This window comes from Sphingobium sp. RC1 (assembly GCF_059738765.1).
The window spans coordinates 1-14,363 of record NZ_AP027309.1 but is presented as its reverse complement, the minus strand read 5'-3'; the positions used below and the strand labels follow the sequence as shown (position 1 = coordinate 14,363).

At 64.4% G+C, this 14,363-nt stretch carries 14 protein-coding genes and 3 pseudogenes; 1 reads left to right on the top strand and 16 read right to left on the bottom strand.

Annotated features, from left to right (window positions below):
* Position 1: 1 nt before the first annotated feature.
* The 16 genes and pseudogenes from AC6JBC_RS16375 to AC6JBC_RS16300 all read right to left on the bottom strand — a co-directional run bounded on the left by AC6JBC_RS16375 (position 2) and on the right by AC6JBC_RS16300 (position 13,924).
* Positions 2-793 (bottom strand): SDR family oxidoreductase, encoded by a 792-nt coding sequence (locus AC6JBC_RS16375; RefSeq protein ID WP_498026527.1) that lies wholly within the window; start codon positions 791-793, stop codon positions 2-4.
* Complete coding sequence (locus AC6JBC_RS16370) at positions 790-1,866, bottom strand: acyl-CoA dehydrogenase family protein (RefSeq protein WP_498026526.1); 1,077 nt, start codon at positions 1,864-1,866, stop codon at positions 790-792. The genes AC6JBC_RS16375 and AC6JBC_RS16370 overlap by 4 nt, the downstream gene beginning before the upstream one ends.
* The gene (locus AC6JBC_RS16365) at positions 1,866-2,771 is read right to left on the bottom strand and encodes an SDR family oxidoreductase (RefSeq protein ID WP_498026525.1); all 906 of its coding nucleotides are present in this window, start codon (positions 2,769-2,771) and stop codon (positions 1,866-1,868) included. The genes AC6JBC_RS16370 and AC6JBC_RS16365 overlap by 1 nt, the downstream gene beginning before the upstream one ends.
* A gap of 13 nt (positions 2,772-2,784) precedes the next feature.
* Positions 2,785-3,231 (bottom strand): nuclear transport factor 2 family protein, encoded by a 447-nt coding sequence (locus AC6JBC_RS16360; RefSeq protein ID WP_498026524.1) that lies wholly within the window; start codon positions 3,229-3,231, stop codon positions 2,785-2,787.
* Positions 3,228-3,878, bottom strand: a complete 651-nt coding sequence (locus AC6JBC_RS16355; protein ID WP_498026119.1) for a gamma carbonic anhydrase family protein — start codon at positions 3,876-3,878, stop codon at positions 3,228-3,230. Before AC6JBC_RS16355 ends, AC6JBC_RS16360 begins: the two co-directional genes overlap by 4 nt.
* An 18-nt stretch (positions 3,879-3,896) precedes the next feature.
* Positions 3,897-5,048 carry an acetyl-CoA C-acetyltransferase gene (locus tag AC6JBC_RS16350; RefSeq protein WP_498026120.1) on the bottom strand — a complete coding sequence of 384 codons (1,152 nt, stop codon included), beginning with the start codon at positions 5,046-5,048 and terminating at the stop codon, positions 3,897-3,899.
* Positions 5,041-6,087 (bottom strand): acyl-CoA dehydrogenase family protein, encoded by a 1,047-nt coding sequence (locus AC6JBC_RS16345; protein ID WP_498026121.1) that lies wholly within the window; start codon positions 6,085-6,087, stop codon positions 5,041-5,043. Before AC6JBC_RS16345 ends, AC6JBC_RS16350 begins: the two co-directional genes overlap by 8 nt.
* An 11-nt stretch (positions 6,088-6,098) precedes the next feature.
* On the bottom strand, positions 6,099-7,253 hold the full coding sequence (locus AC6JBC_RS16340) for an acyl-CoA dehydrogenase (RefSeq protein ID WP_498026505.1): 1,155 nt from the start codon (positions 7,251-7,253) through the stop codon (positions 6,099-6,101).
* Positions 7,253-8,002: an enoyl-CoA hydratase family protein gene (locus AC6JBC_RS16335; protein WP_498026122.1), complete on the bottom strand. Its 750-nt coding sequence runs from the start codon at positions 8,000-8,002 to the stop codon at positions 7,253-7,255. Before AC6JBC_RS16335 ends, AC6JBC_RS16340 begins: the two co-directional genes overlap by 1 nt.
* A gap of 14 nt (positions 8,003-8,016) precedes the next feature.
* Positions 8,017-9,107, bottom strand: a pseudogene (locus tag AC6JBC_RS16330) (NAD(P)H-dependent flavin oxidoreductase).
* A pseudogene (locus AC6JBC_RS16325) lies at positions 9,107-10,014 on the bottom strand (enoyl-CoA hydratase). The pseudogenes AC6JBC_RS16330 and AC6JBC_RS16325 overlap by 1 nt, the downstream one beginning before the upstream one ends.
* 1 nt (position 10,015) lies before the next feature.
* Complete coding sequence (locus tag AC6JBC_RS16320) at positions 10,016-10,813, bottom strand: CoA-transferase subunit beta (protein ID WP_498026124.1); 798 nt, start codon at positions 10,811-10,813, stop codon at positions 10,016-10,018.
* Between the two features lie 11 nt (positions 10,814-10,824).
* Positions 10,825-11,723, bottom strand: a pseudogene (locus tag AC6JBC_RS16315) (CoA transferase subunit A).
* A gap of 48 nt (positions 11,724-11,771) precedes the next feature.
* Entirely contained in the window at positions 11,772-12,755 is a 984-nt protein-coding gene (locus tag AC6JBC_RS16310; protein WP_498026126.1) for a VOC family protein, read from the bottom strand.
* A 441-nt stretch (positions 12,756-13,196) separates the two neighbouring features.
* Positions 13,197-13,637, bottom strand: a complete 441-nt coding sequence (locus tag AC6JBC_RS16305; RefSeq protein WP_498026523.1) for a hypothetical protein — start codon at positions 13,635-13,637, stop codon at positions 13,197-13,199.
* A 68-nt stretch (positions 13,638-13,705) separates the two neighbouring features.
* Entirely contained in the window at positions 13,706-13,924 is a 219-nt protein-coding gene (locus AC6JBC_RS16300) for a hypothetical protein (protein ID WP_498026522.1), read from the bottom strand.
* A gap of 6 nt (positions 13,925-13,930) precedes the next feature.
* On the opposite strand from AC6JBC_RS16300, the gene AC6JBC_RS16295 reads away from it, so the two are divergent.
* On the top strand, positions 13,931-14,203 hold the full coding sequence (locus AC6JBC_RS16295) for a hypothetical protein (protein WP_498026521.1): 273 nt from the start codon (positions 13,931-13,933) through the stop codon (positions 14,201-14,203).
* Positions 14,204-14,363: the final 160 nt, after the last annotated feature.

Here is a 14,363-nt window from a genome sequence, read left to right as displayed (position 1 = left end):
GTTACGCCCGCTGGCTCGAGACCGCGACGATTTCGCCGGTCATGTAGGAGGAGAGATCGGAGGCGAGGAACATCATCACATTGGCGATTTCCCAGACCTCGGCGGGGCGCTTGAAGGCTTCCTTCTCGACCAGCTTGTCGAGCGCTTCCTGCGTCGTCACCTTGGCGAGGAAGGGGTGCATGGCAAGGCTGGGCGAGACCGCATTGATGCGCACGCCATGTTCGGCCGCCTCGATCGCGGCGCAGCGGGTGAAGGCCATGACCCCTGCCTTGGCGGCGGCATAATGGGCCTGGCCCTTTTGCGCGCGCCAGCCAAGGACCGAGGCGTTGTTGACCATGACGCCCGACTTGTTCGCATACATGGAGGGGAGGAAGGCGCGGGTCATGCGGAACAGCGAGGTCAGCGTCACGTCGAACACGCGCGCCCACTGCTCGTCGGTCATGTCGACGATATCGGCCTCGCCGCCCAGCCCGGCATTGTTGATGAGGACATCGACCTTGCCGAGATGGTCAAGCGACGCGTCGCGCAAGCCCTGCACGGCTTCCTCGCTGGTGACGTCGCACACGAAGGTGGCGGGACGCTCGACCTTGGCTTCATCGGCGATGCGGTCGGCTGCTTCATTGAGGCGGCGTTCATGGAAATCGCTGATGAGGAGCCTGGCCCCTTCTTCCGCCGCGCGCTTGGCGGCGGCAAAGCCGATGCCGGTGCCCGCTGCCGCGGTCACCACCACGGTCTTGCCCTTGAGCATGCCCAGCGGGGTCGGATAGGGCGGAACAGGCGAGGTCGGGGTCATGCGGCGTCCTTCATGATGATCTTGGCGAGCGCTTCGCGATGCTGGTCCGGCGTGCCGAGCCAGCTGGCAGAGGCGCGGGCGCGCTTGAAATAGAGATGGGCGTGATGTTCCCAGGTGAAGCCGATGCCGCCATGGAGCTGGATCGCGTCGCCGCTGACCGAGCAATAAGCGTCCGACACATAGGCGCGTGCGGCATGGGCGGCTTCGGCGAGCTCCTCGCCATTCTCATCGATCGCGGCGGCGGCATAATAGGCCGCCGAGCGCGAGGCTTCGACCAGCAGCATCATGTCGGCGAGCATATGCTTATAGGCCTGGAACGAACCGATCAGGCGGCCGAACTGGACGCGTTGCTTCGCATAATCGACCGTCGCATCGAGGCTGTACTGCATGCCGCCGGTCTGCTCGGCGGCAAGGAGGCCCGCGCCGATGGTCAGCGTGCGCTCGATCGCGGCCTTGGCGCTGCCGGGGGCGCCAAGGATCATCTCCGGCGTCACGTCGCAATCGAAGGTGAGGCAAGCAAAGCGGCGGGTGCGGTCGAGCGCGGGCAGCGCCTCGATGGCAAGGCCGGGGGTGTCGGCTTCGAGGATGACGAGGCTGTCGTCAGCCGTCGCCACGACGATGAGCTGCGCGACATGGCCGAAGGTCACGAACTGCGCCGTGCCGGTGAGGCGGCCATTGGCGAGAGTGGGGCGGCTTGCTGTGCCAGCGAAAGTTGCGCGCGTGCCGGTGGCGAGGCGGGGCAGCAGCGCCGCCTTCTGTTCCTCGCTGCCCGCAGCGAGCACCGCCTGCACGGCGAGCACGGCGGTTTCGAAGAAGGGGACGGGCGCAAGGACGCGGCCGGTTTCTTCTAGCACCAGCGCCATTTCGACCGCGCCCAGGCCAAGGCCGCCCTGGGCCTCGGGGATCATGAGCCCGGTAAAGCCCATCTCGCCAAGGCTGTCCCACAGGCTCTCGTCAAAGCCGCTCGTCCCTTCGACGGCGGCGCGGATGACGTCGGGGTTGGCGGCGTCGGTCAGGAAGTCGCGGGCGGCGTCCTGGATCGCGCGCTGATCATCGCTGAGCGCGAAATCCATCAGGCGGCTCCGTAAACCGGCTTTGCCGGTTCGCGGGTGTCGATGAGCTTGCGCACGATCGCGTCCATTTCTTGTGGCTCGAGGCGCGCGCCCTTGTCGAACGCCGGGCTGTCGGTCCAGCCCTGCGAGAGGAAGACCTGTCCGCCCTTCAATTCAAACACCTGGCCAGTCACCCCCTTCGACTGTTCCGAGACGAGATAGGCGACCAGCGGCGCCATATTTTCCGGCGCGAACAGGTCGAATTCGCCTTCCTTCGCGTCCATGTCGAACGCGCCGGTATTGGTCATGCGGGTGCGGGCGTTGGGGGCAAGGGCATTGGCGGTGATGCCCAGGCGCCCCAGCTCGGCGGCCTGCACCAGCGTCAGCCCGGCAATGCCTGCCTTGGCCGTCGAATAGGCCGACTGGCCGACCGAGCCCTGGAGGCCTGCGCCCGAGGTCGTGTTGATAATGCGCGCATCGACCGGGTTGCCCGCCTTGCTCTGCGCGCGCCAATATTCAGCGGCATGGCGCGAGGTGCAGAAATGGCCCCGCAGATGGACGCGGATCACCGCATCCCATTCTTCCGGGCTACAGGTGAAGAACATGCGGTCGCGCACGAAGCCTGCATTGTTGACCACGGCATGAAGCGCGCCGAAGCTGTCGAGTGCCTGTTCGACCATCCTCTTGCCCGAGTCCCATTCGGCGACGTCATCGGTGTTGGCGACGGCCTGCCCGCCCATCGCCTTGATCTCGTCCACCACCTGCTCGGCCGCGCCCTTGGTCGCGCCCGCTTCGCCATGGGTGCCCACGCCCAGGTCGTTGACCACGACCTTGCAGCCTTGCGCCGCCAGGCCCAGCGCATAGGCCTTGCCCAGCCCATTGCCCGCCCCGGTCACGATCGCAACACGTCCTTCGCAGATACCCACTTGCCTTACTCCTTCATTGCGCTGCGACGGGGATCAGCAGATGCTGGCTCAGGTCCCCAACGAGATCGAGCAGGGAATAATCCCGCCCGGAAAAATGCCATGCCCCATCCACGTAGGTGAAGCTGTCATGATAGCGGCCCGCGCAGATCGCCTGCAACGGCAGGTCCGGGGTCGCCTGAAACACGGTATAGTAAGAGCGGCAGGTGGCGGTGCCTGCGTCCTCGTCCAGCTCGACGATGGGATTGGTGATGACATGCTTGGTGCGCGGCGTGCCATCGTCATGGATGCGTACATGGGCCTGCCACAGCGCCAGCATCGGCGCTGCGCCTTCGACCATTTCGCCGCCGCCTGTCTTGATCCGGGCGCGCTCGAACAGGGCGGCGACGGCTTCAAGGTCGCCTGCGTCCATCAGTTCGGCATAGCGGTAGAGCAGATTGGTGATCGCCGTGGCGCTGCTCATGGCTGACCCTCTCGCTGCGCCGCCTGGCGTTCGCGATGCTGCGCGGTGCTGCCGGTCAGGCGCACGGCGATGGCGTCGGAGGCGACGCGCTGCGCCTGCCGCTCCGGGCTGGCTTCGCCCAGCGGCTCGGCTTCGACCAGTCCAGTCAGCGCGGCTTTGGCGAGCTTTTGATATTCGCTTGTCCCATTGTTGCGCCAGGTGACCTGGTGCGGCTCGAAACTCTTGACCACCTTGGCCGGATTGCCGACGACCAGGCTGCGTGGCGGGGTCACCGTGTCGGACTTCACAAGGGCAAGGGCGGCGACGAGATTTTCGTCACCTATGATGGCATTGTCGAGGATCACCGCGTTCATGCCGATGAGCGCATTTTCGCCGATCTCGCAGCCATGGATGATCGAGCCATGGGCGATGGTCGCGCCACGCTTGATGATGGTATCGCGCAGCTGGTTGGCATGGACCGACACATTGTCCTGGATCGAGCTGTCGCCTTCCACCACGATCCGCCCGAAATCGCCGCGCAGCGAGGCGCCCGGCGCGATGAAGCAGCCCGGTCCGACGATCACGTCGCCGATCAGCGACGCCAGCGGATGGACGTAGCTGGTCGGATCGACGACGGGTGTGATCCCCTGATAGGCGTAGCAGGGCATGGGGCCGCGCTTTCCCTCTTAGAGCCGTTCGATGATGGTGACGTTGGCCTGGCCGCCGCCTTCGCACATGGTCTGGAGGCCATAGCGCCCGCCGGTGCGTTCGAGCGCACCCAGCAACGTGGTCATCAGCCGCGCCCCGGTCGCGCCGATCGGATGGCCCAGCGCGATTGCGCCGCCCTGCACATTGACCTTCTCATGGGGGATGTCGAGTTCCTTCATCCACGCCATGGTGACGCTGGCGAAAGCCTCGTTACATTCGAACAGGTCGATGTCGCCGATCGCCATGCCCGCTTTCTTCAGCGCATATTGGGTGGCGGGGATCGGACCGGTCAGCATCCAGACCGGATTGGCGGCGCGCACGGACAGGTGATGAATGCGGGCGCGGGGTTTCAGGCCATGGTCCTTGACCGCCTTCTCGCTGGCAATGAGGAGGGCTGCGGCCGCGTCGCAATTCTGGCTGGCGACGCCTGCGGTGATGATGCCGCCTTCATTGACGGGCTTCAAGGACGCGAGGCCCTCCAGCGAGGTGGTGGGACGGATGGTTTCATCCCTGGCCAGCCCTTCGAGGGGCGCCACTTCATGATCGAACCAGCCATTGTCCCAGGCCGCCTGCGCGCGCTGGTGCGAGGCGAGCGCGAACGCCTCCATCGCTTCACGGCTGATGCCCCATTTGTCGGCGATCATCTCGGCGGACTTGATCTGGTTGACCTCTTCCATGCCATAGCGCTCGACCCAGCCCTTCGACCCGTGGAAAGGGCTGTCAAAGCCATATTGCGCGCCCGCGATCATCGCGGCCATGATCGGGATCTGGTTCATCGCCTGGCTGCCGCCCGCGACGACCAGGTCCTGCGTGCCGCTCATCACGCCCTGCGCGGCGAAGTGCACCGCCTGCTGCGACGATCCGCACTGGCGGTCGACGGTGACGCCGGGCACCTCTTCAGGGAGCCCTGCGACCAGCCATGCGGTGCGGCCGATATCGCCCGCCTGGCCGCCGATTGTCTCGGTGCAGCCCCAGACCACGTCTTCGACCTGAGAGGGATCGATGCCGGTGCGCTTGACCAGTTCGCGGATCGGATGGGCGCCCAGATCGGCCGGGTGGACCTGGGCAAGGCTGCCCTTCTTGCGGCCGACGGGGGTGCGGACGGCGTCGATGATATAGGCTTCAGGCATTGTTGGCTTCCCGGGCGAAGGTCTGGTCCGGCCCCATGGGCTGGGTGAAGATGCGCGTGGCGATGCGCGCGCGGTGAGTGGCGGGCGTACCCCAGCTCTGGGTCAGCGCGAGCGCGCGTTTCAGGAACAGGTGGACGTCCACTTCCCAGCTGTAGCCCATCGCGCCATGCACCTGGATCGAGGCGCGGGCGGCCTTGTCGGCGGCTTCGAGCGCCACCAGCTTGGCATGGCTGACGCGGGCGCGGGCCTGGGTGTCACGCGCGCCGATCTCGGCTGCGGCGGCGGCGACCACGGGCTTGGCGAACTCGATCGCCACCTGCGCGGAGGCGAGGTGATGCTTGACCGCCTGGTAGCTGCCGATGGGTTTGCCGAACTGCTGGCGTTCCTTGGCATAATCGACGGCAAGATCGACCGAACGCTGGGCAAGACCAAGCGCGAAGGCGGCGTTGAACAGGGCGGCGCGGTCGAAAGCGAGGTCCCAGTCGGCCCCATTTTGATTATTTGGCCCGAGCGGCGTTGCGTTGCTTGGGCTCCATTCTACCGAGAAGAGGCGGCGGAAGGGATCGATGCTGGGCTGGGCGGTCAGCGTCACCTGATCGGGCGTGGCGAGGAAAGCCTCGCCATCCTTTTCGAGCAGGATCGCGGCCGCGCTGTCGGCATTGGCGACATAGGGGTTGGCGGGGTGGGCGATGGCGATGGTCGCCATCGGATCGGCGAGCAGCGGATGATCGGGCGCAAGGGCAGCGAGCAGGGGCGCTGCGACGCCTGCGCTCTCGACCAGCGGTTCGGGCAGGACGACATAGCCCGCTTCCTGCGCGATGAGAGCAAAGTCGGTTTCGGTCAGATCAATGCCGCCCGCTTCTTCAGGCAGCAGGATGAGGGTGAGGCCGGTCTCGACGATCGCGGCCCAGCGCGCATCGTCGCGCGCGACGCCCGCTTCCATCATGCGGCGCCAATGATCGGGCGTGCAGCTGTCGGCGAACAGGGTGCGTGCGGTCTCGGCAAACATCAGCTGTTCGTCGCTGAGGGTGAAGTCCATCTCAATTCCCCTTAGCGCGGCAGGCCGAGCATGCGCTCGGCGATGATGTTGCGCTGGATCTCGTTCGACCCGGCATAGATGGGTCCTGCGAGCGCGAAGATATAGTCGTCGATCCAATCGACGGGGTTCGCGCCGGGCGCTTCGTGGGTGAGTTCGGCCTGGGCCCCGAGGATCGCCAAGGCGGTCTGCGTCAGATGAATGTCGAGTTCAGACCAGAAGATCTTGTTGGTCGAGGCTTCGGGACCGATCTTCGTGCCCGCCATCAGCCGCGAGGCGGTCTGGTAGATGTTGAGCGCATAGGCGTCGGCATTCATGTGCGCGCGCACGACATCGGCTTCGAGCGCGGGGTCGGCCGTTTCCTTGTTGGCGGTCCAGAGTTCCGCGAGCTTCTTCGCCGCCACCTGATAGCGGGCGGGTGAGCGCAGCATCAGGCCACGCTCGAACCCGGCGGTCGCCATGCAGATATGCCAGCCCTGGCCCTCGTCGCCGAGGCGGTTGAAGGCGGGGACGCGGACATTTTCAAGGAAGATCTCGGCAAAGCCGACATGGCCGTTGATCTTCTTGATCGCATTGACCGTCACGCCCGGCGCGTCGAGCGGGAAGAAGATGAGGCTCATCCCCTTGTGGCGCTCGGAGCCCGGCTCGCGGAACAGGCCGAACGCCCAGTCGGCGAAGACCGCGCGGCTCGACCAGATTTTGTGGCCGTTGAGGATGTATTCGTCGCCGTCTCGCGTTGCGGTGGCGCGCACGCCTGCCAGATCGGACCCGGCCATCGGTTCGGACCAGGCCTGCGCCCAGATTTCCTCGCCTGACGCCATCTTGGGCAGGAAGCGCTGCTTCTGCTCATGGGTGCCGAATTCGATGAGCGTCGGCCCCAGTAGGAAAATGCCATTCTGGTTGACGCGGCCTGGGGCTCCGGCGCGATAATATTCTTCCTCGAAGATCAGCCACTGGATGAGGTCGAGACCGCGGCCGCCATATTCCTTTGGCCAGGTCACCATACCCCAGTCGCCCGACTTCAGCGTCTTTTCCCATTGCCGGTGCGCCTCGAAGCCTTCGCGGGTCGCGTCGAAATGCTCCAGCGATCCCTGCGGCACATGGGCTTCCAGCCAGTTGCGCACCTCGGCGCGGAACGCCTGCTGTTCGGGGGTATAGGTCAAGTCCATCAGAATTTCGCCGCGCCCTTGTTGTCGACGAAGGCGTCGCGCGCCTTCTGGCTGTCTTCATGCATATACATTTCGAGCGTGAAGCCCTGCTCGATCCGGTAATGGGCCGAGGGGTCGGTGGGCTCGATCAGGTTCAAGGCCTGCTTGGCGATGACCAGCGCGGCGCGGCTCTTGGACGCGATGACTTCGCAGAAGGCGTAAGCCTCGTCCTTCAGATTTTCGAGCGGCACGACCTTGTGCACCGAGCCATGACGATGCGCGTCCTCGACCGAAATACGGCCCCCGGTGAAGAAGTTGGCGCGCACCATCTGCACGGGCAGCATGCGGCTCATGAAGGCCGCGCCGCCCATCGCGCCGCGATCGATCTCGGGCAGCGAGAAATAGGCGCCCTCGGCCGCGATCAGCGCGTCGCAGGCGCCTGCGATATTGACGCCGCCGCCAATGACGAAGCCGTGGAGCGCGCCGACCACCGGGATCGCGCATTCGCGGATCGCCTTGAAGGTCAGGTAATTATCCTTGTTCAATTTGGCGATGCGTTCGGGATGCGCCGCCATCTCCTTGATATCGACGCCGCCGCAAAAGCCCTTGCCCTCGGCCCGGATCAGGATGCAGCGCACATCCTCGTTGGCGGCCGCTTCGTAAACCAGCGCGGGGATCGATTCCCAGCCCTTGGTGTCGAAGGCGTTGACCGGCGGATGGTCGAACAGGATTTCGGCGATCTTGTCCTTGATCGTGAGCGTAATCGGCATTGTTCTTCCTCTCCTCAGGCCGCGCTTGCGGCCTCGCGGCCCAGTGCGGCCAGCGCGTTCAGCCGCTCATGCGCCTCGCTGACGATGCGGTCGACCAGCTCCTGGCAGCTGGGTATTTCATCAATGCGTCCGCCGACCACGCCGGTCGCCATCACGCCATGTTCGATGTCGCCCTCGACCACCGCCTTCTGGATCAGCATCGGCCATGGTCGCGGCCATCATCGCCTGTTTGAGCGGCACCTGACCATGGCCGGTCATGCCCTTGGCCGACTTGATCATGTCGATCCAGCTCGCCCCGCTCAGCTTCTTCATCGCCGCGCTCGCTTCCAGCGCGCGCAGCCACATGGCGAGCTTTCGGACTTTTCGATCTTGTCCATCAGCTTGGTGCGCACCATCCGCTGCGGGATGCCGTCAAGCTTGGTGGTGACGACGATGCGGTCGGTCCGAGGCTTTCAGATATTCCGCCTTGGCGCTGTCGGGCACCGGGCTTTCCTTGGTCAAAAGGAAGCGCGTGCCCATGGCGATGCCGACCGCGCCATAGGCGAGCGCTGCGGCGAGGCCGCGCCCGTCGGCAAAGCCGCCGCTCGCGATCACCGGCACGTTGACGGCGTCCAATACCTGGGGGAGCAGCACGGTGGTGGGCACCGAGCCCGTATGCCCGCCGCCTTCGCCGCCCTGCACATTGACCATGTCGACGCCCAGCTCCACCATCTTCTGCGCATGCTTGACCGCGCCGACGGTCGGGATGCAGAGGATCCCTGCATCCTTGAAGCGGCCGATCATCTTGGCATTGGGACCACGCCCGAAGCTGACCGCGCGCACCTGATCCTTGTTGGCGAGGATCAGCTCGACGATTTGGTCTGCGCCGGGCTGAAAGCTGTGGAAATTGACGCCGAAAAGGCTTGTCGGTGCCATTGCGGACAGCCAGGATCTTCTCGCGCGCTTCGTCCGGCGTCATCACCGCTGCGCCCAAAAAGCCGAACGCGCCTGCATTGCTCGACCCGATGACGAGGCTGGGTTCCGCCACCCATCCCATCGCGGTCTGGATGATCGGCCAGCGGCAGCCAAGCCGCTCGGTCAGCACCGTATGCAGCGGATCGCCCATCATTCGCTCGCCTGCTTCTTATTCGCCTCGGCCATCTTCTTGGCGTCGAGGCCCGCGATCGAGCTGCCCTGGACGAGGTCATTCTGGGCATGGGCGAAATGGTGCATATGATATTGCGCTTCCATCGCGTTGCGCTTGCCCATCAGCTCCTCGACATGGTTGATCGCCTGCTTGGTCAGCCAGTTGCCAAGGCGGGGTTGCGCCACGAGCTTGGCGGCCATCGCCGCCACCGTCTCGCGCAGCGCCTCGCGGGTCACGATCTTGTTGACCATGCCGAACTGCTCCGGCCCGCTGCGCGCTCATTCGCTCGCCCAGCAGCAGGAATTCCTTGGCGATGCGCGGGGGGAGCTCATAGGCGTGGGCGAAATATTCGACGCCCGGAATGCCCATAGCGGTTGACCGGGTCCTGGAAGAAGGCGTCGTCGGTGGCGACGATCAGGTCGCATACCCAGGCGAGCATCAGCCCGCCCGCGACGCACGCCCCCTGCACCATGGCAATGGTGGGCTTGGGCGTATCGCGCCACAAGCGCCGGCAACATGCGACATATTGTTCCTTCTCGCGGGTGTAGAGCAGTTCCGCGGCAGGTTTGTTGACATGACCCGGCACCATCAGCCGGTTCTCGAAATGCCTGTGCACGTCGCGGCCCGGCGTGCCGATGTCATGCCCGGCCGAGAAATGCTTGCCGTTGCCGCCCAGCACGATGCAGCGGACGTCATCGTCGTTCGTCGCCTTGATGAAGGCGTCGTCGAGCGCGTAGGTCATCTGGCCGTTCTGGGCATTGTTGAAGCCCGGACGGTTCATCATGATCCATGCGACATGGTCGATCACCTCATAGGTGACCGGCTCGTCGGTCTCGTAAACAATGTCGACCTGCTGCGGTTCGACCAGGCGATCAACTTCATTCATGTCAGGCTGCCCTTCTGTCTCCGGCCGGATTGTCCTTGAACACGGTGGCGCGGACATTGTTGGGGTCGATCTTCGCGATCAGGTCCAGTTGCTCAGGCGTAGGTGCAGGGGTGGTGGGAATTTCACCCTCAACCTTGGCAAGCGGGAAGCCGGTATTGTCCTGCACTTCCTCGAAGGTGACGCCCGGATGCAGCGAGATCACGCGGATCTGGTGATCGGGGCCGCCAAAGTCCATCACGCACAGATTGGTGATGATCTGGCGCAGGTCCAGGCCCTGGGGCGGAGCGCCATTGCGATAGCGCGCCGGGTTGTAGCCCGCCATGCAGACGAAATCGACCTCGCCTTCGACGAACGCCCGCTTGTTGTGGCTGGCAAAGAAGAAGCTGTTGGGATGGCTGATCGAATTGCCCGGAAAGCCGCGCGCGCCGAGCATCGCGGCCTTGGGCTTCTTATGGTCGCCGATCACCGAGATGTTCGCCTGGCCGAAACGGTCGATCTGCACCGGGCCGACCAGTGCGTGGCGGCGGCCGCTCCACAGGGCGGAGAAGACGCGGTCATAATTGGCGATGCCTTCAAATTCCGGTTCGGCGGTGCGTTTGCCGGGGCCGACGGGTTCGCTGGTATAGAAGCATTCGCCGTCGGTGGTCTGGATCGCGGGGGCAAAGCTCAGCTTGGCAAGGCCTGCGCCGATGCGGGGCAGGGGGCCGATGCCGGTCGCCATCACCTCGCCATCACTGCGCCACACCTCGGCGCAGGCGGCGATGACGAGTTCAGCGAGCGAATAGCTGTTCTGGGTCATGGGTCTCTCGCTTAGTAAATAGGAACGGGGAGCTGCTTGACGGCGTCTTCGCCGCCGATCGCTGCCTGATAATCGGCTTCGGACACATCGATGAACTTCGCCTTATACTCGGCCCAGGCTTCGGGCGAGGCGGCGCTTTCGACATAGGTCTTGATGTGCTTGAGATCGAGCTGATAGTCGGGATCGGCGCTTGCGGGATGCGCGCCCAGCGGCGCCTCTGCCACGCCGGTGATCATCGCCCGCTCGACCAGATTGTAGCGGCTGTTCTTCTGCATATCGAGCTCGCCGGTCGGCACGATCTTCTCGACCGTGGCGTAGCTCTTGCCGCAGCGCGCACCAGCAGTTCGTCGAACAGCGCGTCCTTGCTGAGCGTCAGCAAATTGCCGCGCTCGTCGGAACGATGGGCATGGATGAGGGCAATGTCGGGCACCAGCGCTGGCATGGCGACGAATTCCTCGCCATCGGCATAGGGGCTCTTCACAAATTTGAAGTCGAAGCCGTCTTGCGTGATGATGTCGGTGCCGATGCCGACGCGCGTCGGCAGGAAGGGCAGCTTCATCGCGCCTGCGCGCAGGCCCCAATGATACATGCCCTCGTCAAGCTCGAGCACTTCAAAGGCGCCCGCCTGGCGGGCGTTGCGGAAATGGGGCTCGAGCGGATAATGGTCGAGGCTGGCAAAGGCGAAGACGAGCTTTTTGATCTTGCCGGTCGCGGCGAGCAGGCCGATGTCCATGCCGCCATAGCCCGCCATGACGGTCAGGTCCTTCAGGTTCGAGCGGGCGATGGCGCGGATCAGCGCCATGGGCTTGCGGCGGGTGGCCCATCCACCGATGCCGATGGTCATCCCGTCGGAAATCTGGTCGACGATGTCGTCCACCGTCATGCGCTTGTCGAGCATAGTGTCAGTCATCCTTTTGCGTCAGTCCTGCAGGGCTTGCCCTGCAAATAGTCCTACCAGTTAATCTTGCTCATGAGCCCATTTATGGCCCCAGTCGCTTACCGAAAGGCTGGTGGTGGGCACCCATGTGTCCGGGTCTATTACCAGGCCATTCCAGCCATATTCGATGTCAAAGCCGCCTGGTGTCTGCATGTAGAAAGAGGTCATCTTGTCATTGACATGACGGCCCAGCGTTGCCGAGAGGGGCACCTTGCCCTTGCTCTTCAAGACCCGGTCATAGGCGCGGCCGACATCCTCCAGGGAGCCGACCTCCAGCATCATGTGCACCGCGCCATTGGGGCTTTCGGGCAGCTGCCCCAGCGCCAGGCTGTGGTGGCGCGGGTTGCAGTGCAGGAAGGCAAAGCCGATGCCCGGGTCGTCAGGCCCGCCACCCATCAGATAGAAGCGGCCAAGGTCGGTGTCGCCAAAACCCATCACGCTTTTATAGAAAGCATGGGTTTCCTCGAAATTGGGGGCGGTCAGCACGACATGGCCCATCCCCATGTCGCCATCCGCGCCATGGGGGCTGCCGGTCACGAAGCGGCTGACGCCTGCGGGCGAGGTGAAGGGGGCATAGTCGACGAAGCGGCCGTAGAAGAGCTCCATGGGATTGCCTGCCGGGTCCGACGAGCGGGCCAGTTCATAGACCTGACGGCCACGCGCTTCCATGACGCCTGCGCGTTCCACCGGGCGGCCTGCCGCCTCGAGCCTTTCCAGCAGCGATTCGAACGCCTCGCGATTCGCGCATTCCCAGCCTGGCGCCACGAACCGGTCGGCCGCGCCCTTCTCCACCCACAGGCGGTAGGGCCGGTCGTCCATGCGGAACAGCGCGACATCGTCATTGGGGGAGGGGGCGGCCATGAGGCCTGCGATATTGCAGGCAAAATCCTGCCAGGATCCCAGGTCCTGCGCCTCGATCACCACATAGCCCAGCGATATCACTGCCATTTCCGCCGCCTCGCCCTTCTTCCTGTCTGCCGACCATATTCCCGCAGAGCGTTTCAAAATGGCCTCCCCCATCCGCATATGGCAAGCACTGCCGCATGTTTTGCGCTTATATGGGGAGGCGCAATCTGCGCGCTCAACGAGCTTATGGCAATTCGTTCCAGATCCGCCTATAAGCATCGACCCAAATGCGCAAGCCCTGTTTGCCTTGACAGTTTGCGTAATAGCAATTTACATAAACTACGCATATAGCAAATTTGAAGAAGAGTCGCCTACAATGGAGAAGATCATGACCGGGGCAGTAGCAAGCCGACCCATTGACGAGGCGAATGCCGGGATAGCTTCGCCCGAAAGCCTGATTGCCAAAGCCAAGGCGATGATCCCGACGCTGCGGGAACGCGCGCGCGCCTGCACGATCGCCCATGACGTGCCCCCCGAGACCGTTGCCGAGATGAAGGCGGCAGGCTTCTTCCGCGTGCTCCAGCCCAAGCGCTATGGCGGCTATGAGATGCACCCAATGTCTTCTTCGAAATCCAGAAGGCGCTCGCCGAAGGCTGCATGTCGACAGGCTGGATCTACGGCGTGCTGGGCTGCCACCCCTATGAACTCGCCCTCTTCCATGACGAGGCGCAGAAGGAAGTGTGGGGCGATAATCCCGACATGCTCGTCTCCTCCACCTATCAGCCGGTCGGCAAGGTGGAAAAGGTCGATGGCGGCTTTTACCTGTCGGGCCGCTGGGGCTTCTCGTCGGGCTCCTCGCATTGCGGTTGGGTGCTCTTGGGCGCGATCAATTTCGACACCGATGGCGGCCCGCCCGACATGCGCACCTTCCTGTTGCCGCGCTCCGACTATCAGGTGATCGAAGGCACCTGGGATACGTTCGGTCTCCAGGGCACCGGCAGCTTCGACATCGTGGTCGAGCGCGTCTTCGTGCCCGAACATCGCACCCACAAGGCGAGCGACGGCTTTGCCGGCACCAATCCGGGTCAGGAAACCAACACAGCGCCCCTCTACCGCATCCCCTGGGCGCAGCTCTTCATCCGCTCGGTCTCCAGCGCCGCCTTCGGCGGTATCCGCGCCGCCACCTCGGCCGCGATGGAGATCATGGCAAGCCGCGTTTCGACCAACACCGGCAAGGCGTCCAAGGCCGACCCCAATCTCCACGCCGCCATCGCCCGCGCGATCGCCGAGACCAATGAGATGGAGCTGACCCACAGGACCACCTTCAACGAACGATGGACTATGCTGGCCGCAATGAGCCCGTCCCGATGGAAAATCGCGCGCTCTTTGCCTACCAGTCCGCCAATGTCGTGCGCCGCATGGCGGAACTGGCCGACGGCATGGTCAAGCTCTTGGGCGGCCGGGCGGTCTACATGTCGAGCCCGATCCTCCAGCCCTGGCTCGACCTCCACGCCGCGCGCGCCCATGTCGCCAACGACCCGGCCAACCGCACCAGCGACGTCATCGGCACGATGAACGGCGAACCGCCCGCCTTCACCTTTATCTAGCGTCTTGCGCTGGAGCGCGCGCCGCGCGCTCCAGCCTTGCCGTCACGTTCAGCGGGACTGGAAAACCAGCTCCCCCTCAGGCAAGACCCAGGGCCAAGCTTTTCGCATGATGCCCCAAAGGAACGATCCCCATGGCCAGTGAAGTGACCCGCAAGAGCTA

Excerpts from the sequence above, each read along its gene's own strand:
- AC6JBC_RS16375 (WP_498026527.1), bottom strand. The coding sequence starts at position 793 with ATGACCCCGACCTCGCCTGTTCCGCCCTATCCGACCCCGCTGGGCATG.
- AC6JBC_RS16355 (WP_498026119.1), bottom strand. The coding sequence starts at position 3,878 with ATGCCCTGCTACGCCTATCAGGGGATCACACCCGTCGTCGATCCGACC.
- AC6JBC_RS16370 (WP_498026526.1), bottom strand. The coding sequence starts at position 1,866 with ATGGATTTCGCGCTCAGCGATGATCAGCGCGCGATCCAGGACGCCGCC.
- AC6JBC_RS16335 (WP_498026122.1), bottom strand. The coding sequence starts at position 8,002 with ATGCCGATTACGCTCACGATCAAGGACAAGATCGCCGAAATCCTGTTC.
- AC6JBC_RS16360 (WP_498026524.1), bottom strand. The coding sequence starts at position 3,231 with ATGAGCAGCGCCACGGCGATCACCAATCTGCTCTACCGCTATGCCGAA.
- AC6JBC_RS16350 (WP_498026120.1), bottom strand. The coding sequence starts at position 5,048 with ATGCCTGAAGCCTATATCATCGACGCCGTCCGCACCCCCGTCGGCCGC.
- AC6JBC_RS16305 (WP_498026523.1), bottom strand. The coding sequence starts at position 13,637 with ATGTTCGGGCACGAAGACGCGCTCGACCACGATGTCGAAGCTGCCGGT.
- AC6JBC_RS16345 (WP_498026121.1), bottom strand. The coding sequence starts at position 6,087 with ATGGACTTCACCCTCAGCGACGAACAGCTGATGTTTGCCGAGACCGCA.
- AC6JBC_RS16295 (WP_498026521.1), top strand. The coding sequence starts at position 13,931 with ATGGACTATGCTGGCCGCAATGAGCCCGTCCCGATGGAAAATCGCGCG.
- AC6JBC_RS16320 (WP_498026124.1), bottom strand. The coding sequence starts at position 10,813 with ATGACCCAGAACAGCTATTCGCTCGCTGAACTCGTCATCGCCGCCTGC.
- AC6JBC_RS16340 (WP_498026505.1), bottom strand. The coding sequence starts at position 7,253 with ATGGACTTGACCTATACCCCCGAACAGCAGGCGTTCCGCGCCGAGGTG.